This window comes from Myxococcus sp. MxC21-1, assembly GCF_032612255.1.
Classification (GTDB): Bacteria; Myxococcota; Myxococcia; order Myxococcales; family Myxococcaceae; genus Myxococcus; species Myxococcus virescens.
Window position 1 is genome coordinate 1,012,961 of record NZ_CP123278.1, and the last position, 21,718, is coordinate 1,034,678.

Genomic DNA, 21,718 nt, shown 5'->3' on the forward strand with positions numbered 1-21,718 from the left:
GTCAAAAAGGCGTCCTCCGTCGCGAAAGGACGCCTTCTATACGCTGGAGTCCGCCCGCGCGCTTGCTCTTGAGCAGGCGCGCGGGGGCCTTCCGGTGGTCAACGCTCCGTTCAGGCGTTGGAGGGGCTGGCGGTGGTGTCCTGGGGCCGGAGGTCCCCCCGCGGCGCACCCCCGCGCGGGGCTCGCCGTGCAGGTGGCTCTCCAGGAACCACAGGTCCAGCTCGACCTCGCCCAGCGTCTGGGTGAGCAGGTCGGAGGTGACGGGGTCGTTCAGCTCGTCGGAGCGGTGGATGCCGGTGCGGATGCTGGCCCCGTAGCGAGCGAAGCGGTCCACCAGGGCCTTGAGGTGGTCGTCACCGTCCACGGCCTTCAGGTCGTATTCGGGCAGCTCGCTGTTCTTGGCCGCCAGCCGGATGGTGCCCTCGGCGTAGCCGCCCAGCGTGCCTGCGCGCTCGGCGAACTCGTCGGCTTGCTTGCGGACGTGCTTGGCCAGGTCGTCGAACAGCTCATGGCGGCTGTAGAAGTGCCGGCCGCGGATGTTCCAGTGCGCTTGCTTGATTTGCCAATGCAGGTCGATGGCGTCGGCCAGCAGGGTGTTGAGGGAATCGATGAGCTCCTCACGTGCGTCGGTGGGGAGATTCACATGGCTTGGAAAGTTCATGGTGCGCGGTTCCTCCAGAAGGTCATTCCAAGGTGGGGATTCCTGCCGGGAATGCCAGCCCGTGCGTGGCGCCTGGGGGGCAGGCGGCCGGGCTCACGGTCGGTATGATGGGCGGACCATGCTTGCTCTCGACCTCGTGGAACGGCTGCGCCAGGTATCTCCCAGCGCGGCGAATGCGCTGCTGACGGTGGCGGTGAAGAACATCATCCCGCTGTCCTCGGTGATGGGCGTCCGGGTGGAGGACGCATCGGATGCCCGGGCCCAGGTGTCCGTGCCGCTGAAGCGGCGCACGCGCAACCACGTGGGCAGCGTGTACCTGGGGGTGCAGGTGACGGTGATGGAGCTGACCATGGGCGTGTGGCTCTTCCGCCGCTTCCCGCCGGGCCGTTACCTGGCGCTCGTGAATGAGTTGCAGGTGTCCTTCCACGCGAAGGCGAAGGGCGGCGTTCGCGCCATCTGTGAGCCGCCTCCCGAGGTGTTCAACACCCTGGACGCCGCGCTCCGGCAGAAGGGGGACAAGGCCCGTGAGTGGATTCCCGTTCGGCTGGAGGACTTCGAGGGCACGCACATCGCGGATGCCCGCTTCCTGGCGGTGATGAAGAAGGCCTGAGGCGGCGTAGGGTTGCCCCCTTGCGCTGGGACCAGGCGGCGGCACGGAAGTTCGGGACCGCCCGCGTTGAGGGAGGTGAAGGCGAGTAGCTGGCAGGCAGGAGTCAGCTCCGGGCACCCGTCAAAAGGGGCTGCTTCACTGTGGTGACCCGTCGAGGCAAGCTGTCCGCCGTGTCGCGGCGCGCTCAACTGTTTCTCATGCTCCTGGTGTCGGGGCTCCTGCACGTCGCGCTCTTCGTGGCGCTGTCGGGCAGCGAGCCCAACGACCGCCAGCGCCGCGAGGCACCACGTGCCGTCGAGGTGGAGGTCGTCTATCAGGACGTGACGCCTCTCCCCGAGCCGCCAGCGCCGGAGCCCCGCCAGCCGCCTCCTGACGAAGCGCCCCCGCGCCTGCCTCCGAAGAAGGAGGATCCGCCTCGTCACGCGGAGCGTCCGCGCCCCACCACGACGGAGTCCCCCGATACGTCCGAGGAACCTCCGCCCGAGGTCGCCCCAACTGGCTCCAGCGAATCGCCACCAGCCCTGGCGCAAGACGTCCCTCGCGACGTCCCCGCGCCACAGCAGCGTCCCAACCTGGAGCCACAGGGCCTGCTGGGAGGCGGCATGCTGCGCGGTGGCCCTCCTTCGACGGGACGGACGCTCCGCCCTGGCGAAGGCCCCGACCCGAAGGCGCTGGCGGCCCGGCAGGCCGAGGAGGCCCGCGTGCGTGTAGACGGCTGGGCCCATGACGCCGCCGCCACGGCGCGCGCGTCGAGCGGCGCCACGCATCCCTACTTCGCGAAGTTGCGGGAGGGCTTCGCGAAGCAGTTGGTGAACCCGCCACCCCCGGACCTGAAGGTGTTGGGCTCACGAATGAAGCGCGATCAGGTGGATGCCATTGCGCGCTTCGGAAAGACAGGCACTCCCATCGCCGCCGAGCCCCGGGACCACCGGTTGGAGCAGCGCAATCGCATGCAAGCGGCCGTCGAGGCCGGACGCGCCGCCAACATGTACATGGTGGATGTCACCACGCCGGTGCTCGCGCTCGCGGCCATCGTCGAGGTCTGGCAGGCGCGCGATGGGAAACTGCTCGACCTCAAGGTGATTGAAGGCTCCGGCGACCCGAACTTCGACACCTGGGCCGTGTCCCAGCTCCGGGATGCGCTCGCCAGCGCGGAGGCGCCGAAGCCCGGAGGCGGCCTGGGCATCCGTGATGACGGCATGCGCAGCCGATGGCGGCTGGAGGAATACCTTGGGAATCCGCGCGTGCAGATTCACCTGATTGGCGTCTACTGACCCTGCCGGACGTGGAGGTCTTCGCGGTCGTCACGACCCCGTGAAGACAGGGCGCTCGTCCTCCAGGAGGAAGTCGACGATGCTCTTCCACGTCGACTCGAACTGGGGCCTGCGGAAGCCGGAGCCGGAGATGAGCCAATCCACGTGCGGCGGTTGGTGCGCGGGCTGGTCGAAGTGGCCAATCGCATCCAGGTGGTCCGCGCGCACCGCGGCCAGCACCCGGCCATACACCTGCGAGCGCGTGGGGACGATGCCGTCACACGCCGTGGGCCCGGGCATCGCGCCATAGGCCTGCACCAGCGCCGCCGTCTGCGCGGGCGTGTGCAGCGGCAGCGCCGTGAGTGGCATCCGCTGCGTCTGCCCGTACGTCAGCGCGTAGATGGTGTGCGTGAGCTGTGCGTAGGGGTCCAGCCCCGCCGCCATGCGCGTGCGCAGCGACGGCGGGCGCGCCTGCGTCACCACCGAGCCATACCGCACGCCGGGCCGGTCCAGCGTGCTGGCGTTGAACAGGTCGATGCCCTCCGGCGTGAGCTGCGGAATCAGCGAGGTGTCGTTGCCCACGTCGCTGAGGAACTTCGACACCGCGTCACGGCGCTCCGAGGAGAAGTCCCCCAGGAGCTGGTCATAGAGCTGGTCCAGCAGCGTGGGCTTCCATCCGAGCTGGTCATCCGCCCGCGCGAGCAGGTGTCCGAAGCGGAACACCACGCGCAGCGGCAGCCTGCCGAAGCGCAGCACGTACACGGTGAAGAGCGACAGCAGCTTGAGGATGCGCTGCCCGAACAGGCCCATGAAGAACGTGGCCAGCGGCGTGCCCGCGTGCGGCGTGGACACGGACGTCACCGTGCGCACGCGCCTGGCGAAGGACTCCAGGTCCACGCCCTCCGCCACCTGCGCGCCGGGGCTGACGAACAGGCGCGAGTCCAACCCGCCCGTCGAGTGGCCGATGAGGTGGATGGGGCCATCGTCTCCGGACGCCGTCTCCTGCACGGCCTTGAGCAGGTCCGCGGTGCGCGTGCGGATGGAAGCCGTGGGATGGGAGAGGACGATGATGACCTCCGCCTCAACCTGCCTGCGGGCCAGCTCGTCCTTCAGATAGTCCAGGGCGTGGCCGAAGTAGATGAGCTCGCCCAGGTTGATGAAGCCGAAGAAACCGGGGACGAGGTAGACGCGATGCTTGCCTGGCATTGCCTCCACCATATCTGACGCGGCGCATGATACCCGTGGGGAATGCATCCTCCGCTCGGGGGTTGACGCGCGCCGGCCGTCAAGTCGAGAACCGGCAACCCCCACTCCCAGTCATGACAGAAGGACGCCCGCACGTGGATCGCAGACTGCTCGCACTCGGCCTGCTCCTGTCCCTCCCCGCCTCGGCGGACGAGGGAATGTGGACCTACGACGCCTTTCCCTCCGACACGGTGAACAAGGCCTACGGCTTCACGCCCACGCAGGCGTGGCTGGACCACGTCCGGCTCGGCTCGGTGCGACTGGCCGGCGGCTGCTCCGCCAGCTTCGTGTCGCCAGAGGGCCTGGTGATGACCAATCACCACTGCATCCGCGGCTGCATCGAGGACCTGTCCTCGCCGAAGAAGGACCTGCTGGCCAAGGGCTTCTACGCCTCGAGCGCCGCGCAGGAGCTGCGCTGCCCGAAGGTGGAGGCCAACCAGCTGGTGGAGATGACGGACGTCACCGCTCGGATGAACGCGGCGACGAAGGGCCTCACTGGCGCGGCCTTCAACACCGCGTTGAAGAAGGAGACGGCGGCGGTGGAGGCCGCCTGCGCCACGTCCGGAGACGTGCGCTGTGACGTGGTGACGCTCTACAACGGCGGCAAGTATCACCTGTACAAGTACCGTCGCTTCCAGGACGTGCGGCTCGTCTTCGCGCCCGAGTTCTCCATGGCCGCCTTTGGCGGTGACCCGGACAACTTCAACTTCCCCCGCTTCGGCTTCGACGCGGCCTTCCTGCGCGTGTGGCAGGACAATGCGCCCGCGAAGAGCCCGCACTTCCTGCCGTGGGCGAAGCAGGGCGCGAAGGAGGGTGACCTCGTCTTCGTCTCCGGCCACCCGGGTGGCACCGAGCGCAAGGCGACCGTCGCCGAGCTGGAGTTCCAGCGCGACGTGAACCTGCCGTACACGTTGCTCCAGCTCGCCGAGCTGCGCGGCATGCTGCGCGAGTACGCCGGGGTTCGGCGGAGCGCTACCGCACCACGCGCTCCATGCTGCGCGGCGTGGAGAACGGGCTGAAGGCCCTGCGCGGGCGGCACCAGTCGCTGGCGGACCCGGCGCTGCTGGCCGGAAAGCGTCAGGACGAGGCGGCGCTGCGCCAGAAGGTGGACGCCAACGCGCAGGTGAAGGCCGCCACCGACGGCGCGTGGGACGAAATCACCCAGGCGTTGGATGCGTACCGCCGCATGCTGCCCGACTACCGCATGAAGGAGGCCGGGGACGCCTATCCCTCCGAGCTCTTCCGCATGGCCCGGCACCGGTGCGCGTGGCCGAGGAGAAGGAGCGGCCCAACGCGGAGCGGCTGCGCGAGTACACCCAGTCCCAGCTCCCCACGCTGGAGCAGCAGCTCCTGCGCGACGCGCCGGTGACGCCCGAGCTGGACCAGGCGCTGCTGACGTTCGGCCTCACCCGCGTGCGCGAGACGCTGGGCGCGGATGACCCCTTCGTCCAACTGGTGCTCGGACGCGAGGCGCCCGCCGACCTGGCGCGCACCCTGGTGCGTGGCACGAAGCTGCGGGACGTGAAGGTGCGCGCCGCGCTGCTCAAGGGCGGCAAGGCGGCGGTGGAGGCCTCCAAGGACCCGATGATTCTCTTCGCGCGCAAGGTGGACGCGGAGGCCCGCGCGGCGCGCAAGCGCTACGAGGACACCGTGGAGGCGGTGCTCAAGCGCAATGGCGAGCGCATCGCCAAGGCGCACCTCGCGGTGTACGGCACCTCCGGTTATCCGGACGCCACCTTCACCCTCCGCCTCAACGCCGGGCAGGTGAAGGGCTGGGATGAGAATGGCCGCCCCGTGGCCGCGCTCACCACCTTTGGCGGCGCGTATGAGCGGCACACCGGCAAGGAGCCGTACAAGCTCCCGGACACCTGGTTGAAGGCGCGCGGCAAGGTGCCGCCCCAGACGCCGTTCGACGTGGCCACCACCAACGACATCATCGGCGGCAACTCCGGCTCGCCCCTGGTGGACCGCGACGGGCGCGTGGTGGGGCTCATCTTCGATGGGAACCTGCACTCGCTGGGCGGCCGCTATGCCTACGTCCCTGAGACGAACCGCGCGGTCGCCGTGCACGGAGAGGGCATCCTGGCGGGGCTGGAGCACGTCTACGGGGCCAGGCGCGTGGTAGACGAGCTGCGCACGGCCAGCGACGCCGCCGTCGTGCCCGCGAAGTAGTCGCGGTTCTCAAGACCTGAGAGGTCTTGTGGATTGGATTTGGGCTTTCTGAACGCCTTGGCCGCGGTGGCCAAGGCATGTCAGAGGGAGCAGGATAGAATCCGGTTCAAAGCTGAAAACCGGTTACTCATGGCTCCCTCCCAACCCAATGACATTCCCCTCGGCACGGTGCTGAGGGAGACCTATGAGATTGCAGGCGTCCTCGGCCGAGGTGGCATGGGGACCGTCTTCCTGGCCAACCACCTGCGGCTGCGCGGGCGGCAGGTGGCCATCAAGGTGCTGCGCCACGATGCGGGCATGGGGGCCGAGGCCTTCGTGCGCTTCCGGCGCGAGGCGGAGATTGCCTCGAAGCTGGGGCACCCCAACATCGTCGAGGTGCTCGACTTCGACAGCCTCGAGGATGGCTCGCCCTACATGGTGATGGAGTGCCTGCGCGGCATGCCGCTGTCGCGCAGGCTGCGCAAGGGCCCGATGACGCTGGAGGAGGTGTTCTCCTGCGCGCGGCAGATGGGCTCGGCGCTCCAGGCCGCGCACCGCGCGGGCATCGTCCACCGCGACCTCAAGCCGGGCAACGTGTTCCTCGTGCCCACCGAGGTGGGCGGCGTGATGATGGAGCACGTGAAGTTGCTCGACTTCGGCATCTCCAAGGTCATCGACTCGCAGAGCGTGCACACGCAGGGCGGCATCCTCCTGGGCACGCCGCAGTACATGGCGCCCGAGCAGGCCACCGGGAAGAACGGCGAGGTGGACCCGCGCACGGACATCTTCGCCTTCGGGTGCCTCGTCTACGAGATGCTGGCGCGCCGGCTTCCGTTCCGGGACAACGGCAACCTTCCGGAGCTCATCTACCGCATCGTCTATGATCCGCCGGAGCCCCTGGAGGCGCTGGTGCCGGACCTGCCGGACCACGTCATCGCGGCGGTGGAGAAGTCGTTGGAGAAGCGCCCGGAGGACCGCTTCCCGGACGTGGCCAGCTTCATCTTCGCGCTGACGGGGCGCGCGCTCCAGACGATGGGCGAGGTGCCGATGCTCACGCCGCTGCGCACGCCGCAGCTCGCAGTGGGGCTGGCTCCGGAGTCGAAGCCGGAGACGGTGCCCGGCAGGCGCTCGGGACGTGGGACGGAGGACGAAGACGTCGACGTGAATCCTCCGGACGTGAACCCGCCCTTCCGGGAGTCGGAGACGGTCAGCCTGTCCGCGCCGGTGCCCGCGGTGGCCCCGTCTCACGACGCCGCGACCATCGCCGAGGCGATGCCCTTGCCGGAGATGGAGGCGCCCCCGCCTCGGCCCGTCGTGGCGCCCGCGGACGTCGTGCCCGCGCCCATCGCCCGCTCGCCGGTGGCCGGCCGCCAGCCGTGGCGTCTCCAGCGCAGGGGGCGCGAAATCCCAGGGACGCGGCCGTGGCGCGGCCCGCGACGTCCCGGGATGGCGCCGTGGCCGGAGCGAGCGCGCCCGCGGCATCTCCGCAAGAGGGCGGCGAGTCCGCGGCCCGTGAGGCCAGTCCCCGCCAAGAGCCCGCTCCCGCGGAGAAGCCCGTCCCCGCGCCGTCCCCGGAAGTCCGCCGCACCCGCACGCCGGTTCCTCAGCCGTCAGGAGGCGCGCAGGCCGGCGCCGCGTCGCCGAAGGTGGTCCCCGCGCCCATCGCGAGGTCGCCCGTGGCCGCGGGAAACGCCGGTGGCGCCCGGCCGCCGGATGCCGCCCGCGCTGGAGCACCCGCGCCCAACGCGGGGGCCGTGGCGTCCACCGTGCTGCTGCGTTCAAAGGCGGGCGCGTCGCGGGCCGGCGCGTCTGGCGTCCTCGCCGCCGAGCCGAAGCGCAAGCTGACGCCGCTCACGGTGGCTATCATGGTGGCGCTCGCCGTCGCCGTGGCCTTCGCCGTGTGGCCTCGGCCGGATCCCCGCGTGCAAGCCTCGGGACGGCGTGCCGTGCCCACCGTCGACGCAGACTAGGGCGTTTGTTTCGGAAGTGCTGGCACCCAACGAAGTAGGACGCGGGTGGTAGGCTGTCCGCCGCCATGTCATTTCTGGACGAACTGTGGTCGGCCTTCCGCCGCGATATCGACGCCATGCCGATGTTCCTGAAGGAACTGGCGCCACACCTCCAGGACCTCCTCGCTGAAGCAGAGGGGGCTTCCCTGGAGGAGCTCTTCTCGCGCGCGAACCGAACCGAGGGCGCGCTCCTGGAGGCGCTGGCGTGGCTGTGGGGGAGGACGCTCGGCGCGCCTGCCACGGTAACGCGCGTCGACGCGCTCGACGTGGCGGAGGGCGAAGTGCGTCTGTTCCCGGGTGGGCTCCAGGTGGCGAGTGACGTGTCGAACCGCGGCATCCTCGTCGTGGCGGGGGATGTGGCGGTCGGGGGCGAGTTTGGCGACGGAGACGTAGGCTGCGCGGCCGTCGTCGCCGGTTCACTCCAGTGCCGGCTCGCCAATGTCCAGGGCGTGCTTCGCGTGGGCGGGGTGCTCGATGCGGCCCAGCTTGTCTTCGCGAACAACGACCCGGAGCCGCTCGTGGCGAGGGCCGGCCTGCGGGCGCCGCTGACGCTCCATCAGCTTGGACGCACGCTCGACGCGAAGTTCACGGACGGACTCGTGGTGGAGAACGAGGTCACGGCGTCACAGGTCTCGAGTTTGAAGGCGCTGCTGCCGGCCGCCGTCTTTCACGACATCGACCTGTCGGATGAGGACGAGGATGTGAGCATTTCGCTGGACGAGGTGCTCGATGTGGAGGCGCTGTATGCCTCCGCGGGGGAGGGGACGCTCGTCTCTTCTCTCGGATAGGGCGCCTGATTCGAGCCGCTGCGCCGCCCGCCCGGACCGCGGGGCCGTGCCCTGTCAGGACTCGGACCGAACCCGACCTGCTGAGTTCGAGGCCCGACACGCCCGGACAGGACGCAACAGGGCGTTGGTGCGGCGCGTCAGGGAATACGTATCCTGATGAGGACTGACACGTCGGTTCATGTCATGTCCAACACCGAGCGTATGCGGGCACAGGGAGGGCAAGGGGCCCTCGGGGGGAGCCTGTCATCGCCGGTGGACCCACCGTGTGCGGCCGCGTCCCCCCGGGGCGGACGGCCGTCCAGGGCCCGGTTCCAGCCGAGAGGGGGGGCTCGGCTGGGACCGGGGGCCCTGTGTGATGTAGCATCGCTGACAGTGCCGGGGGGAAAGGGGAGATGCGCGATGGTGGTGGAGGCTCCAGAACCCGGGAAACTATCGGCGATTCTCTTCACGGGCATTGAAGGCCCTGATGGGCTCTCATGGCGTGACGAATCGCTCCAGAACGACATGCGGGATGAGCATGCGCTGCTCGTCCGTGAGTTGTTGCCGCGCCATGGAGGGCGCGAGGTGAAGCGACTGGAGGATGGCTTCCTCCTGGAGTTCGAGGGCGGCCCCTCGGCGGTGGACTTCGGCCTGGAATTGCAGCGCGTCCTGGACGCCCGCAACGGAGACGTATCCGCCGAGCGCCGGGTCATCTTGCGCGTGGGGGTCCACCTGGGCATGGTGGTGCACCGCGACGGTGACGTGTTTGGAGAAGGCGTCAACCTGGCCGCGCGCATCGAGGCGCTGGCCCGTCCCGGCACGCTCTATGTCAGCGAGACGGTGGCGCGCCAGTTGGAAGGCCGCCTGGCTTCACCGCCGGTTCGCCTGGGCCGTGGCGAGATGAAGAACATCCGGTTGCCCGTGGCCGTCTACCGCATCGACCCGCCCGAGCACCGCCGCCGGATGCCGCTGCTGTCGCGCATGCGCTCCTTCTGGGGGCGCCGGAGCGCGGCGAACTGACGCGCACAAGCGCGGGCGGGCCTGGGCGAGCGGCGTTATAGAGGCCGCCCCATGCCCCAGCTCACACTCGTCGTCGGTTCGAAGAACTACTCATCCTGGTCCCTGCGGCCCTACCTCGCGCTGGCCCACACGGGACAGCCCTTCCAGGAGGTGGTGATTCCGCTGGCTGTTCCGGACACAGAGGACCGGATTGCCCGGTACTCCCCCAGCAAGCGCGTGCCGGTGCTCCAGCACGGCGACCTGACCATCTGGGACTCGCTGGCCATCTGTGAGTACCTGGCGGAGGCCTTCCCCCAGGCCCAGCTGTGGCCCCAGGACATGGCGGCTCGCGCGGTGGCCCGCGCCGTCACCGCGGAGATGCACTCCGGCTTCGGCGCGCTCCGGCAGCACATGAACATGAACCTGCGCGCGCGCAGCCCGGGCAAGGGCCATGCGCCCGGCGTGGCGGAGGACATCGCCCGCGTCCAGGCCCTCTGGAATGACTGTCGCGGGCGCTTCGGCCAGGGAGGGCCCTTCCTCTTCGGCCGCTTCTCCATCGCGGACGCCTTCTACGCGCCCGTCGTCACCCGCTTCGTCACCTACGACGTGGCGCTGGACGCGGTGAGCGCGGCCTACCGCGACGCGGTGCTCGCGCTGCCCGCGCTCCAGAAGTGGACCGAGGAAGGGCGGAGCGAGCCCGGCATCCCGAAGTACGACTGAGCCTTCCTCCCAGCGCGCTACTTGCCCGCGGGGGCCGGCGTCACCTCTTCGACCCGGGTGGCGCCGTCCTTGTCCACCGCGAGCTTCAGGTGGGGCGTGCCCTTCGCATCATGCAGGACGATGCTCGCCACGCCCTCCTCCACGCCGATGACGATGCGCTCCTTCCAGTCGTGCCGGAAGGTGATGTTGGGCTTGCCCTGGATGAGCCCCATGCACATCGCCTCGTAGCCTTCCTCGCTGTCGAAGCAGAGGCCGTTGATGCCGACGCCGTCGAGCATCGCGAGCCCGCCGACTTCCTGTCCGGACGCGTTCATGAACTGGAGGCCGTAGGCCTTCACCGCGCGCTTGAGGCCCTTGGGGTCGGGCATGGGCGCCGCGATACGGATGCGCGCCTGTCCGTGCTCGTCGACGATGTTCAGCTCCCGCACGGACAGCGACGCGGCAGCGGGGGCGGTGTTCACGCTGGTGCACGCGCCGAACAGACCCAGGGCGCAGCAAGCCGCCCACATCGACAGCCGGGGGAGACGGGAAGGGGACATCACGAGCAGACCTTTCGGAGAACGTCGAGGAGAGGACGCCACCGTAGGGAGCCCGCACACCGCCAGGGCCATGGCGGTGCGGTCATTTCGTCACGCTTTGGTCATGGACGTCAGCTCAACGCGCCGTCGCGCACGCGCACGAACAACGCGTCATAGCGGCCTTCCGCGTAGAGTTGCACCAGCTCCGGGTAGCGGCCCTGGCGCAGCTCGCGCAGGTACGCGTACTTCGTGGCGTGGTAGCCCGCCACCGCCCATGCCAGGCGGGAGGCCTCCGCGCCGCCGCGCCACAGCGCGCCCTTCAGCAGACAGTCGCGCGTCCAGGACGCCAGGCGCTGCACGCCCACGGGCTTGAGGCCGCGGTGCTCGGCATGGGCGCGCAGGGCCCACAGCAAGGCATAGCGGTCCTCCTTCTGCGCGCGGTACTCCACCGATGTGGCGAAGCGGTGCTCGATGAAGGCGCGGACGCGTCCGCCCGCCAGCTTCGGCAGGGCCTCGTGGACAATCTGCTCCGGCCGCCACACGGCCTTGTCCCGGCGCACCAGCCGCGCCCGCCACTGCGTGCGGTAGCGGAAGCGGTGCGTCCCCAGCTCGGCCCAGTCGCGGCGGGGCAGCCGGTACACGGCCTCCGTGGGCGATGAGGTCTTCCACGCGCGCAGTGTCTCCACCGCCTCGGGGCCCAGCAGCTCGTCCGAGTCGAGGAAGAAGACGTAGTCACAGGGCGCCAGGGCGTTCACCGCGGCCTCGCGCGCGGCGCCGTAGCCTCGCCACGCATGGGGCACGGAGCGCGCGCCCAGCGAACGCACCAGCTCCGCCGAGCCATCCGTGGCCCCGGAGTCCAGCGCCACCACGTCATCGCAGAGCGCCAGCAGCCCGCGCAGGCACGGCTCCAACGTGTCCCGGTTGTTCCGGTGGAGGACGTAGCCGCCCAGCTTCATAGACCCAGGGCCTTGAGCTGCGCGTCGAAGGCGTCGGCGGTGGTGAAGAGCCGGCCTTGAATCCCCACGGCCTCGGCGGCCTGGACGAACTCGGCCAGGTCGTCGAAGAAGACGGCCTCCTCCGGGGCGCAGCCCACGCCTGCCAGCGCGAGCCGGAAGATGTCCGGCTCCGGCTTCACGTGGCCTACCTCGCAGCTCATCACCACGCTGTCGAAGCGCTGGAGCACCGGCAGCAGCGGACGCAGGTAGGCGACGTGCAGCGCGTTGGTGTTGGACACCAGCCCCAGGCGCACCCGGCCGACCAGCGATTCGATGCGTGGCAGCACGGCGTCATGCAGCGTGAAGTGGCTGCTCCACAGCGGGGCGAACTCCGCCATGGGCAGGTCCACGTCCAGCGCGCGACACACGTCCTGGCGGATGCCCTCCGCGCCCAGCACGCCCCGGTTGGCGTCCGTCCACCCCGCTCCCGTCAGCCGCCGGGCCACCTCCGCGGCCTCCAGGCCCGCGCGGGCGCCCAGCCGGGAGAAGAGCAGGGTGTTGTCGTGGAAGACGAGGACGTTGCCCAGGTCCAGCAGCACTGCCTTCACCTGCGCCATGCATGCTCCTTCAAATGCGATAAGCGCGGGCCACGTCCTGCATCTGCTCGGACACATCCTGGAGCAGCTTCGCCGCCCGGGTGGTGGCCGCCAGGCTCTCCTGGGTGTCGTTCATCATGGAGGACAGGTCCGTGACCGCGCTGAAAATCTGGGCGATGCCCGCGTTCTGCTGACTCACCGCGCCGGCAATCTGCCGCACCGCGGCGGCGTTGTCCTGGATGATGGCGGCCAGCTCCTTCATCCGCTCTCCGGTGCCGCGCACCTGCTCCAGGCCGCTCTCCATATGCGTGTAGCCCTGCTCCGTCATCTTCGCGGTGGAGAGGATGGCGCTGCTCAAATCGCCCAGGATTTCGCGCACCCGGTCCGTGGCCTGGATGGACTGGTCCGCCAGGCTGCGAATCTCGCGCGCCACCACGCCAAAGCCCTTGCCGTGCTCGCCGGAGCGGACGGACTCGATGGCGGCGTTGAGCGCCAGCATGTTGGACTGGTCCGCCAGGTCCTTCACGGTCTGGGTGATTCCGCCAATCTGCTGCGTGCGCTCGTTGAGCTGGGCGATGCGCTCCGTCATCTGCTCGGCCTGGGACAGGATTTCGGAGAAGCCGCCCAGGCTGTCCCTGATGGCCCCTTCGCCCGCGCGTCCCACCTCTTCGGCCACGGAGGCGCGCTTGAGCACGTCCTCCGCCTTCTCCGAGGCCAGCATCGACGTCTGCTTGATTTCCTGCGCCGTCACCTGCGTCTGCTGGAGGGCCGCGGCCTGACGGGCCACGTTGCGCTCCTGCTGCGTCGACGCCGTCTGCAGCTCCGCCACCGTCTCACTGAGCACGCGCGTGCCGGTGTGCAGGCTCTGCGCCGTCTCCCGCAGCTGGAACACCAGCAGGCCGAAGGCGCCGGCCAGCTCGCCCACCTCGTCGTTGCCGGCCTTCACGTCCAGCGTCTGCGTGAGGTCGCCCTCGCTCACCAGCCGCGTCACCGCCGCGCGCAGGGCCAGCACGGGACCGGAGATGCGGTGCGACAGCAGCCACGCGCCCACGACGGCCAGCACGATGAAGCCCACCGCCATCAGCAGCGCCACCCGGTTCACGCGCACCACCGGGGCGTAGGCCTCCGCCGGGTCCACGCGCGCCACGAAGTGCCAGCCGTCGGCCACGTCGCGCACGTCCGTGCCGTTGATGGCCGTGACGGCCAGCAGCGCGTCATTGCCCTGGGCGTTCGCGCCGCGAGAGTCGTACAGCGGCGTGCCGTCCGGCCGCTGGAGGGTCATCGCGAAGCTCTTCAGGGCGCGCTGATGGGCACGGGCCAGCGCCGGCTGCACCAACTGGTCCACGTGGGCCCAGTCGAAGGCGGCCAGCAGCACGCCCATCCGGTGCTTGGAGACCGGGTCCAGCACCGGGAAGGCCAGCGACAGCACGTGGCCGGTGAAGATGGGGTGCTCCTCGGTGATGCCCTCGCTGCTGGTGCGCCCCTGCTGGGCCTCCGTGAACCAGGGGCTGCGCCGCACCTCGTCCTGCCGGCGCAGGTATTCGTCGCGCAGGGCCGGAGTATTGGCGGAGATGGCGCGGCCGGTGTCGTCGAAGATGACGATGCCGTTGAGGGTGAGGTAGCGGCTCTGGAGCACGCCGAGCATGGCGTCGGCGGGCGACACGTCACCTCGCAGCGCGGCACGGACCGCGGGGTCCTCGGCCCAGCCGCGGGCGCTCGCCTCCCGTTCGGCCAGCGTCGACTCCAGCAGGTCCTTCACGCCTTCGGCCTCGCTCAGCAGCGACGCGTGAATCTGCTCTTCCATCACCTGCCGCGCGCTGCGGGCATGGAGCCAGGTCAGCGTCAGCAGCGGGACGACCGACAGCAGCGTCGCGTAGAGCGTGAGGCGTCCACGAAGGGACTGGGTTCCAGGAAGAGAAAGGGCCATGTGGCGCGGCGGGCAGCGTGCGGGGGCCTCCCAGAAAGGTCGGCCCTCGTCCTATACCAGAGCCCCGCGTCTCCAGGGCACCCCCGCGCCTGCCTGCTCAGATGACAGGCACCCGGTTGGGCAGCTCCTTCGCCGGGACGTTGGAGTAGTCCGAGTCCACGTCCAGGAGGACGCGCTGCCGGACCCGGGCGCTCAGCAAGCGGCGAATCCTCCCCAGGAATCCCGGCGGCGCCGCGATGACCAGCTTGTCGAAGTCGTGCCGGTCATGTGCCTTGTCCAGGAACACGGACAGCTCGCGGGCGAAGCGGTCGTGCTCCAGCTCCCTTCGTCCATTGGGCTCGTTCTCCGCCGGCGGGCCGTGCAGGGTGCCGGCATTGGGGTTGTCCGCCTGCTCAATCAGCTCTGCCTGACGGGCCCGACTCTCGTCGTGGTGGAACTCCTCCACCAGCCGCCAGTCCTCTTCCGCCTTCGCGTCCGTCGCGAAGAGGCGGGCCCGGCTTGCGTTTCCCACCAGAATCCAGAGCGTCCCATTCGCCATGTCGTGCGTCTCCTTGCGCTATAGAGTGGGAGATGCGGACCCCTCCGGGCCAAGGCAAGCTTCCCCAGACGAGCCGCACGCACGCCGAGCGCAGGGCAGGCAGCCAGGCCGCGCATCGTTGACGGGTTTTGCGGGGACTGGGGGCGCCCCGGGCGCCGCATTCCGTTGCGCGGAGCGTCGCGATACAAGAGGGAGCCATGCGTATTTCCGTTGCTCCCGTCACTGCCCTGCTGGCGCTCGCGCTGCTGGCTGCTCCCTCGTGGGCTCAGGAAGAGGGTGGGCTGGGCCTGGACCTCACCTCGGACGCCCCCGCCGAGCAGCAGGGAATGGACATGGGGTTGGACCTGCGTCCCAGCAATCCCAACGCGGACCTCCTGCCTCGCTTCGCGTTGGTGGGGCTGTACGCGACGGAGCGCGCGGGTGCGCAGCAGGCGTCGAGCTGGTTGGAGGCCCTGGCGCGCGGGGCGCTGTCCTCCGCCATGGTGGCGCAGGCGTCGGACCTGGTGGAGACGCGTGAGCGGCTGGCGGAGAGCCACGACGCGGCGGTGCGCTGCGCGGAGGCCGCGTGCTTCGCCGAGCCCGCGGAGTTGCTGGACGCGGACCTGCTGACCACCGCGCGTCTGTCTTTGGAGGACGCGGGCTGGACGCTGCGGACGTGGACCTACGACAGGGACCGCCGCGTGGTGCACGAGGACTTCGTGACGGGGCGCAACCCGCGCGACGAGGACTTCGTGAACGAAGCCGTCGCGATGCTGTCCAAGCGCCTGACGGCGTTGGCCCAGCCGCGCGCGATGCTGACGGTGAACGTCAACGTGCCGCAGGCGGTGGTGAAGGTCGGCGAGCGCATCGTGGGCGTGGGCAGCGTGGAGGTGCGCCAGGCACCCGGCGCGGTGGCGGTGGAGGTGTCCGCGGACGAGTATGGCACCCAGACGCGCACCCTGGACCTCGCGCCCGGCGCGCGCGAGACAGTGGACGTCATGCTGGAGATTTCCGGTCCGGCGCCGGATGGACCTCCGGATGATTCCGTGGTCGGCGTGGCGTCTTCCCAGAAGGCGCCTCGCAAGTCCCTCTTCAAGCGGCCCGCGCTCTACACCGCGTTGGTGGGACTGGCCGCGGTGGGGGCGGGTGTGGTGATGGGCATGGCCGCCAAGGACGTGGAGAAGCGCGGGGGCGACGCGGATGGGGACGGCATGTTCGACGTCACTCGCAAGGAGCGGCTGGACGCGCAGACCCAGGCCAATCTGGCCACGGCACTGCTGGTGGGCGGCGGCGCGGTGACGGCGGGCAGCGTGGCGTGGCTGGTGCTGGTGCCCGCGCGCAGCGCGCCCGCATCGACGTCCGTGGCGCCCGGAAGCGGCGGTGGCGCCTCCACGTCCCTGCACGTCATGGTCGGCGGGAGTTTCTAGAGCCTATGAAGACCTTCGAATCCCAGCTGCGCGCGTGGTGTGGCCTGTTGCTCGTCGCGGGCGCGGTGGGCTGTACGGTGAATTTTCCGGACGACGTGCCCTACACGTGCACGGAGACCGCTGACTGCGGCGGTGACGGCTACGTCTGCACGTCCCTGCCGGACAACGGGCCGCGGTACTGCTGCCTGCCGGACCCCACGGAGGTCTGCAACGGCCTGGACGACGACTGCGACGGCCTGGTCGATAACCTGGAGACCGCCTGCTATACGGGACCGGAAGGCACACTCGACGTGGGTCTCTGTCACGCCGGTGAGTCCATCTGCACCCGGGAGGCGAGCATCGCGTGCGTGGGACAGGTGCTGCCCGGCACTGAAATCTGCAATGGCCTGGATGACGACTGCGACGGGACAGCGGACGAGGACTTCGACCTGAAGACGGACCCGGGCCACTGCGGCGCCTGCAACAATGACTGTTCCTTCCTCCAGGACTGCGTGAATGGCGAGTGCGTGCGCCGTCAGGAGCTGGACTGATGGCCAGGATGATGACGGGGACGGCTTCGTGGACTGCGCGGACCGCGCGGACTGCCCCACGAATACGCAGTGCGGGCCTCTCAGGTCGGATGACGAAAACGATTATCCGCGCTGCCAGGTGAACGGAGTCTGTCTGTGATGAAGTCGGCTCCCGTGCGTCAATGTCCGCCATCCCGCACTCACCGAGGGTGGGTGGCGTCCCTGGGAAGACAGAGTGCAGATCCAGGGTTGCTGTTTGCCTCGGACATGGAAATTTCTTCTCATCATGGGCTCCGATGACGCCTTCATGCAGACCATGCAGTCCAGTGCCGAGGCCCCCGTGAGTAACGCGGAGCCCCGAGCCAGTGACGAGCTCCAGGAGGGCTCCACGCTGGGGAACTACCAGCTGGAGCAGCTCCTGGGCGAAGGGTCCATGGGCCGGGTGTTCCAGGCGCGGCACACGCGGCTGGGGCGCCAGGTGGCGCTCAAGGTCCTGCGGCCGGAGCACGCGCGGGATGGCGGCTTCGTGCGGCGCTTCTTCCAGGAGGCCCGCACCGTCAATCAAATCAACCACGAGCACATCGTGGAGATTTTCGACTTCGTCGACGAGAGCGCGACGGGCGGGCACGTCTACTGCGTGATGGAACTGCTGCGCGGGCAGAGCCTGAGCTCGCTGGCGCAGGCGGAGCCGCTGACGCTGGCGCGCATCCAGCGCTTCGTGGTGCAGGTGTGCGCGGCGCTCGGCGCGGCCCACCAGGTGGGCGTGGTGCACCGGGACGTGAAGCCGGACAACCTCTTCGTCATCCACCGCGCGGGCCAGCCGGACTTCGTGAAGGTGTTGGACTTCGGTGTGGCGAAGCTGCTCTCCGCCGAGGGGGGCACCACCGGGACGGTGGACGGCACCATCATCGGGACGCCCGCGTACATGGCGCCGGAGCAGGCCGCGGGCCTTCCGGTGGATGCGCGCTCCGACATCTACGCGGTGGGCAACATCCTCTACGAGCTCATCTCCGGCAAGCCGCCCTTCCAGGCGCCGGCCTTCGGCCATCTGGTGGTGCAGATCATCACCCAGCCGCCGCCGCCGTTGCCCTCGCACCTGCCGTCTGGCGAGCCTGTTCCGCCGCAACTGGCGGAGCTGGTGATGCGCTGCCTGTCGAAGGAGCCCGAGGCCCGGCCGCAGAGCCTGGCGGAGGTGACGACGGCGCTTCTCCTGTTGCCCGCGTCCGCCCCGGCGCTGGCGCCCGCGCCCGCCGAGCTGGCGCTGGAGGCCTCCGAGCGGCCCACGCACAAGGTGCGGGTGGCGGTGACGGGGCGCTGGCACCGCCGGGCGGTGGTGACGGTGGGGACCGCGGCGTTGGTGGTGGTGGCCGCGGTGGTCACCTGGTCTGGCATGCAGCCGGAGCCCGCCCCCGCCGAGGCTCCAGTGGCCCAGGTGGCCGACGTCGTGAGTGGGCCCGCCGCCGCGCCCCAACTGCTTCCGCCCGTCACGCTCACGGTGCGCTCCTTCCCGGAGGGCGCGCAGGTGCTGCGCCTGGACACGGGCGAGCTGCTGGGCGTGACGCCGCTGGTGAAGCAGGTGTCCGGTGAGTCCGCGCCGCTGCGCCTGCGCGTGGAGCTGGCCGGCTATGCCCCGCTGGAGCGGATGGTGGATCTGGACACGCACGCCGAGCTGGAGGTGCCGCTGGTGAAGGCGCTGCCTTCGCCTCGGCAGAAGCCCGCGGCCGGGACGCAGCGCGACACAGGCAAGAAGAGCCGCGAGCGCCCTGTCGCGAAATAGGTGTCGCGGTGGCCCCGCCCTGGGAGGCGGGGCCTGAGCCCGCTCAGCGGGGCGTCGCCGTCTGGGCGAGCACCTGGGCCGCGATGCGGCCAATGCGCTCGTCGAAGTCCTCCGCCTCGTGGAAGGTGAGGCGCACATCACCCACGTGAAGCTGCACGCCGGGCTGGAGCACGGCGGGCTGCTCCGGCTCCAGGGCCGAGCCGCCCAGCGTCACCGTCCGGGAAGCGGCCACGCGCGTCACCGTCCAGCGTCCTTCCAGGGTGGGGGACAGGTGGAGCTGCTCGCGCGACACGGTGGCGTCATTGACGACCAGCGCGTTGTTCGAGGCCCGGCCCAGCCGCAGCGGGCTGCCATCCGTCTGGCCCACCAGTTCGAAGCACAGGGCGTCTCCAGCGGGCAGGCAGTCCCGCAGGTCCGTCAGCGGCAGCCGCGTGGCGGCCACGTTGCCCTCCACCACTTCGGGGACATTCCAAGCGCCCGCCTCCCACACCAGCCACGGGTGTGGGTACTTGGCGCGAAACTTCTCCTTGAGAGCCATGTGCTGCCTCACGAGCAGCGAGAGCAGCAGTGCGCGAGCCATGCGGGTTGAATAACCTTCCTCCCCCGTCGCGGCCCGAGAAGGTGCGCGTGGGGGCCATGGGATGTCAACGAATGGCCAGATGCGGGTGGGATGCCCCACTCGCGCCCGGGCCGACCCCTGTAGTACACCCGCGACCGCCTCCTGTCCCCCGGACAAGGCATCCCCGCCTCCTGGAAGATTCGATGCGTCGCCTGCTCGCCGCCGTGTTCTGCGCCGCCGTCGTGCTGGCGGCTTGTGAAGACGAATCCCCATCGCCTCCCACGCCGCCGCCTCCCTCCACGGAGACGTACCCGGACGCCGGCACGCGCCCGGATGCGGGCACCCAGGAGCCCTGGGCCTGCCAGCGGAGCACGACGGTGCACAACGCGCCCGTGCGGCTGCTCACCCGGCTGCAACTGGAGATGAGCCGCGCCACGTCCTCCGCGCAGCGCACGGAGGCCATCGACCGCTTCGTGGCGGAGGTGGAGGAGCAGGGCGGCCGGCCCCTGGTGAGTGACGTCAAGGCGGGTCGTCCTCGCGTGGCCTTCTTCGTGCGAGGCGAGGCCGGCCGGGACACCTTCGTCGCCGGCGACTTCAACGGCTGGTCCGCCACGGCCACGCCGCTGGTGCAGGTGCGGGACACCGACCTGTACGTGGCGGAGGTGGAGGTGCCGCGCACCGGCCCGCAGCCGTACAAGCTGGTGAAGGACGGCGACTTCATCGCGGACCCAGGCGCGCGCCACGTCGCGTGGGACGACTTCAACCGGTACGACGTGGGGCAGTTCAACTCGCTCATCTACCCGGAGCTCCAGGACGCCGCGAAGGGCCGGCTCACCGCGTGGTACGGCGTGCCCGCCACGGTGTTGGGGGATGCGCGCGACGTCTTCGTCTACACGCCGGCGGCGTATGACGGACCGGAGTGCCCGGCCCTGCCGGTGATGTACCTCCACGACGGCAACGAGAGCCTGACGCGCGAGTCCTTCGCCGAAGCGGCGGACACGCACTACGCGGCGCGCCCGGAGGACTCGGCGGTGCTCGTCTTCGTGGCGCTGCCGGACCAGTCCGTGCGCCTGGCGCAGTACACCTTCCCGCCCGCGCGTGCGCCGGGCTGGCCCACGCCGCGCGGGGATGACTACCGGCCTTCATCCGCGACGACCTGATGCCGCGCGTGGAGGCGTCCTACCGCGTGAAGACGGGCCCTCAGGAGACGGGCATCGCCGGCGCGTCGCTGGGCGGCCTCATCTCCGTGTACGCGGGCTTCCAGATGCCGGAGAAGTTCGGCTTCGTGGGCTCCCAGTCCGGCACGCTGTTCTGGCCCCATGACGGCGTGGTGGACCGCGACGACGGCAACGCGATGATTGTCCGCGCGAGCCAGGAGCCGGTGGTGCCGGTGCGCTTCTACGTGGACCACGGCTCGCCCGTGGCGGGCTGCACGCGGGACGGCGAGGAGGGTGGGGACGACTGCCAGTCCAACCTGCAGTTCGTGGAGGCGCTGCGCGGCCGCGGCTACGCCGTGGCCCACTGGAACGAGCCCGGCGCCGAGCACGACTGGGCCTTCTGGAAGCGGCGCTTGCCGAAGCTGCTGTGCCACTTCCGCAACGCGGCCCCAGCGGTGTGCGGCCTGTAGTCCGGCCTCACAGCTTCGCGACGATGGCGCGGGCCAGCCGGTCCGCGGCCCCCGCGTCGAGCGACAGGAACAGGCGCGGCTCGGTGGCCTCCAGCTCTTGCAGCCGCGACTGGCCCGCGTTGTCGGTGGCCACGTCCACGCGGGCGTAGAGCAGGGGACGTCCCACCGCTTCCAGCACGGACTCCGCCAGCCGCAGCTCGGCTGCGTCCTCGGGCGTGAAGGCGGTGGGCTCGGAGAAGCCGCGCGGCGCGTCCAGCAGCGTGGGGGCCGGCGCACCGCGTGGCTGAGGACGCCGTCGAAGAAGACGTAGCTGCGCTCGCCCTCCGTTTCGAAGGCGGTGAGGTAGGGCTGCACCATGACGTCGCCCTCGCGGGTCAGCTCGGCCAGCCGGGCGGTGGCGGCGTGGGCCTCCGCGCGCGGGAAGACGTGCGTCTTGAGCGCTCCCGCGGACACGGCGGGCTTGAGCACCACCGCGTCCCAGCCGTGCCTGAGCGCCAGCTCGCCCACATCGAGCGTGTCGCCCCTCCGCACCCAGGTGGTGGGCGTCACCAACACGCCCTTCTCCTCCAGTTCGCGCAGGTAGTGCTTGTGCGTGTTCCAGCGCAGCACGGGCGCGGGATTGTGGAGTTGCGTGAGGCGGCCCACCTTGTCCGCCCAGGCGACGAAGGCGTCGCGGCGCAGGTGGCTGTCCCACGTGTTGCGCACCAGGGCCAGCCGCACCGTCTTCCAGTCCATGGCCGGGTCATCCCAGACGACGGGCCGGGCCTCCACGCCCAGGGCCGCGAGCGCGGGCAGCAGCGATGCGTCAAAGGCATCGAGTTGAGGCAAGCCTTCGAAGGTGAGGACGGCGACGTCCATGACGTGGGCTCCCGGTGTTGAAACGTGCGGCGGCTTGTAGCGCGTGTGGCACC

General features: G+C 70.2%; 19 protein-coding genes and 2 pseudogenes. 12 read left to right on the forward strand and 9 right to left on the reverse strand.

Annotated elements, in window-relative coordinates:
• Window position 1: 1 nt before the first annotated feature.
• The gene (dps, locus tag QEG98_RS04910) at window positions 2–661 is read right to left on the reverse strand and encodes a DNA starvation/stationary phase protection protein Dps (RefSeq protein ID WP_410477953.1); all 660 of its coding nucleotides are present in this window, start codon (window positions 659–661) and stop codon (window positions 2–4) included.
• Window positions 662–779: 118 nt separating this feature from the next.
• Between dps and QEG98_RS04915 the strand changes: the two genes are divergently transcribed.
• Both QEG98_RS04915 and QEG98_RS04920 read left to right on the forward strand, forming a co-directional pair.
• Window positions 780–1,271, forward strand: coding sequence for a DUF4442 domain-containing protein (locus QEG98_RS04915; protein WP_316565929.1), 492 nt, complete (start codon window positions 780–782; stop codon window positions 1,269–1,271).
• Window positions 1,272–1,411: 140 nt separating this feature from the next.
• A complete protein-coding gene (locus tag QEG98_RS04920; protein ID WP_316565930.1) occupies window positions 1,412–2,545 on the forward strand; it encodes a ferrichrome ABC transporter substrate-binding protein in 1,134 nt (377 codons plus the stop codon).
• Window positions 2,546–2,575: 30 nt separating this feature from the next.
• On the opposite strand, the gene QEG98_RS04925 is transcribed toward QEG98_RS04920, so the two are convergent.
• A complete protein-coding gene (locus tag QEG98_RS04925) occupies window positions 2,576–3,730 on the reverse strand; it encodes an esterase/lipase family protein (protein WP_174256860.1) in 1,155 nt (384 codons plus the stop codon).
• Window positions 3,731–3,864: 134 nt separating this feature from the next.
• On the opposite strand from QEG98_RS04925, the pseudogene QEG98_RS04930 reads away from it, so the two are divergent.
• From QEG98_RS04930 to QEG98_RS04950, 5 genes and pseudogenes are all read left to right on the forward strand, one after another.
• A pseudogene (locus QEG98_RS04930) lies at window positions 3,865–5,941 on the forward strand (S46 family peptidase).
• 129 nt (window positions 5,942–6,070) lie between these two features.
• Complete coding sequence (locus tag QEG98_RS04935) at window positions 6,071–7,765, forward strand: serine/threonine-protein kinase (protein ID WP_316565931.1); 1,695 nt, start codon at window positions 6,071–6,073, stop codon at window positions 7,763–7,765.
• A 190-nt stretch (window positions 7,766–7,955) separates the two neighbouring features.
• The gene (locus QEG98_RS04940; RefSeq protein WP_316565932.1) at window positions 7,956–8,717 is read left to right on the forward strand and encodes a hypothetical protein; all 762 of its coding nucleotides are present in this window, start codon (window positions 7,956–7,958) and stop codon (window positions 8,715–8,717) included.
• 399 nt (window positions 8,718–9,116) lie between these two features.
• Entirely contained in the window at window positions 9,117–9,716 is a 600-nt protein-coding gene (locus QEG98_RS04945; RefSeq protein ID WP_316565933.1) for an adenylate/guanylate cyclase domain-containing protein, read from the forward strand.
• A 51-nt stretch (window positions 9,717–9,767) separates the two neighbouring features.
• Complete coding sequence (locus tag QEG98_RS04950; RefSeq protein WP_316565934.1) at window positions 9,768–10,415, forward strand: glutathione S-transferase family protein; 648 nt, start codon at window positions 9,768–9,770, stop codon at window positions 10,413–10,415.
• Between the two features lie 17 nt (window positions 10,416–10,432).
• Here QEG98_RS04950 and QEG98_RS04955 read toward each other — a convergent pair whose 3' ends face one another.
• The 5 genes from QEG98_RS04955 to QEG98_RS04975 form a co-directional block, all read right to left on the reverse strand.
• The gene (locus QEG98_RS04955; RefSeq protein WP_316565935.1) at window positions 10,433–11,026 is read right to left on the reverse strand and encodes a hypothetical protein; all 594 of its coding nucleotides are present in this window, start codon (window positions 11,024–11,026) and stop codon (window positions 10,433–10,435) included.
• 38 nt (window positions 11,027–11,064) lie between these two features.
• Window positions 11,065–11,889 (reverse strand): glycosyltransferase family 2 protein, encoded by an 825-nt coding sequence (locus QEG98_RS04960; protein WP_316565936.1) that lies wholly within the window; start codon window positions 11,887–11,889, stop codon window positions 11,065–11,067.
• Window positions 11,886–12,485 (reverse strand): HAD family hydrolase, encoded by a 600-nt coding sequence (locus tag QEG98_RS04965; RefSeq protein WP_090485523.1) that lies wholly within the window; start codon window positions 12,483–12,485, stop codon window positions 11,886–11,888. The genes QEG98_RS04960 and QEG98_RS04965 overlap by 4 nt, the downstream gene beginning before the upstream one ends.
• A 10-nt stretch (window positions 12,486–12,495) precedes the next feature.
• Window positions 12,496–14,391, reverse strand: a complete 1,896-nt coding sequence (locus QEG98_RS04970; protein WP_316565937.1) for a methyl-accepting chemotaxis protein — start codon at window positions 14,389–14,391, stop codon at window positions 12,496–12,498.
• A 97-nt stretch (window positions 14,392–14,488) separates the two neighbouring features.
• The gene (locus QEG98_RS04975; protein ID WP_140860638.1) at window positions 14,489–14,929 is read right to left on the reverse strand and encodes a host attachment protein; all 441 of its coding nucleotides are present in this window, start codon (window positions 14,927–14,929) and stop codon (window positions 14,489–14,491) included.
• Window positions 14,930–15,126: 197 nt separating this feature from the next.
• Here QEG98_RS04975 and QEG98_RS04980 point away from each other — a divergent pair, with 197 nt between their 5' ends.
• The 3 genes from QEG98_RS04980 (at window position 15,127) to QEG98_RS04990 (ending at window position 18,621) form a co-directional block, all read left to right on the forward strand.
• Window positions 15,127–16,335: a hypothetical protein gene (locus tag QEG98_RS04980; RefSeq protein ID WP_410477954.1), complete on the forward strand. Its 1,209-nt coding sequence runs from the start codon at window positions 15,127–15,129 to the stop codon at window positions 16,333–16,335.
• A 5-nt stretch (window positions 16,336–16,340) separates the two neighbouring features.
• Entirely contained in the window at window positions 16,341–16,865 is a 525-nt protein-coding gene (locus QEG98_RS04985; protein ID WP_316565939.1) for a MopE-related protein, read from the forward strand.
• Window positions 16,866–17,130: 265 nt separating this feature from the next.
• The gene (locus QEG98_RS04990; RefSeq protein WP_316565940.1) at window positions 17,131–18,621 is read left to right on the forward strand and encodes a serine/threonine-protein kinase; all 1,491 of its coding nucleotides are present in this window, start codon (window positions 17,131–17,133) and stop codon (window positions 18,619–18,621) included.
• Between the two features lie 43 nt (window positions 18,622–18,664).
• Here QEG98_RS04990 and QEG98_RS04995 read toward each other — a convergent pair whose 3' ends face one another.
• Window positions 18,665–19,201: an FHA domain-containing protein gene (locus QEG98_RS04995; RefSeq protein WP_090485505.1), complete on the reverse strand. Its 537-nt coding sequence runs from the start codon at window positions 19,199–19,201 to the stop codon at window positions 18,665–18,667.
• Between the two features lie 182 nt (window positions 19,202–19,383).
• On the opposite strand from QEG98_RS04995, the gene QEG98_RS05000 reads away from it, so the two are divergent.
• Window positions 19,384–20,340 carry a glycogen-binding domain-containing protein gene (locus QEG98_RS05000; RefSeq protein WP_316565941.1) on the forward strand — a complete coding sequence of 319 codons (957 nt, stop codon included), beginning with the start codon at window positions 19,384–19,386 and terminating at the stop codon, window positions 20,338–20,340.
• Window positions 20,340–20,807 carry an alpha/beta hydrolase gene (locus tag QEG98_RS05005; protein ID WP_316565942.1) on the forward strand — a complete coding sequence of 156 codons (468 nt, stop codon included), beginning with the start codon at window positions 20,340–20,342 and terminating at the stop codon, window positions 20,805–20,807. Before QEG98_RS05000 ends, QEG98_RS05005 begins: the two co-directional genes overlap by 1 nt.
• Window positions 20,808–20,814: 7 nt before the next feature.
• Here the strand turns inward: QEG98_RS05005 and QEG98_RS05010 are convergent.
• Window positions 20,815–21,665, reverse strand: a pseudogene (locus QEG98_RS05010) (RimK family alpha-L-glutamate ligase).
• Window positions 21,666–21,718: the final 53 nt, after the last annotated feature.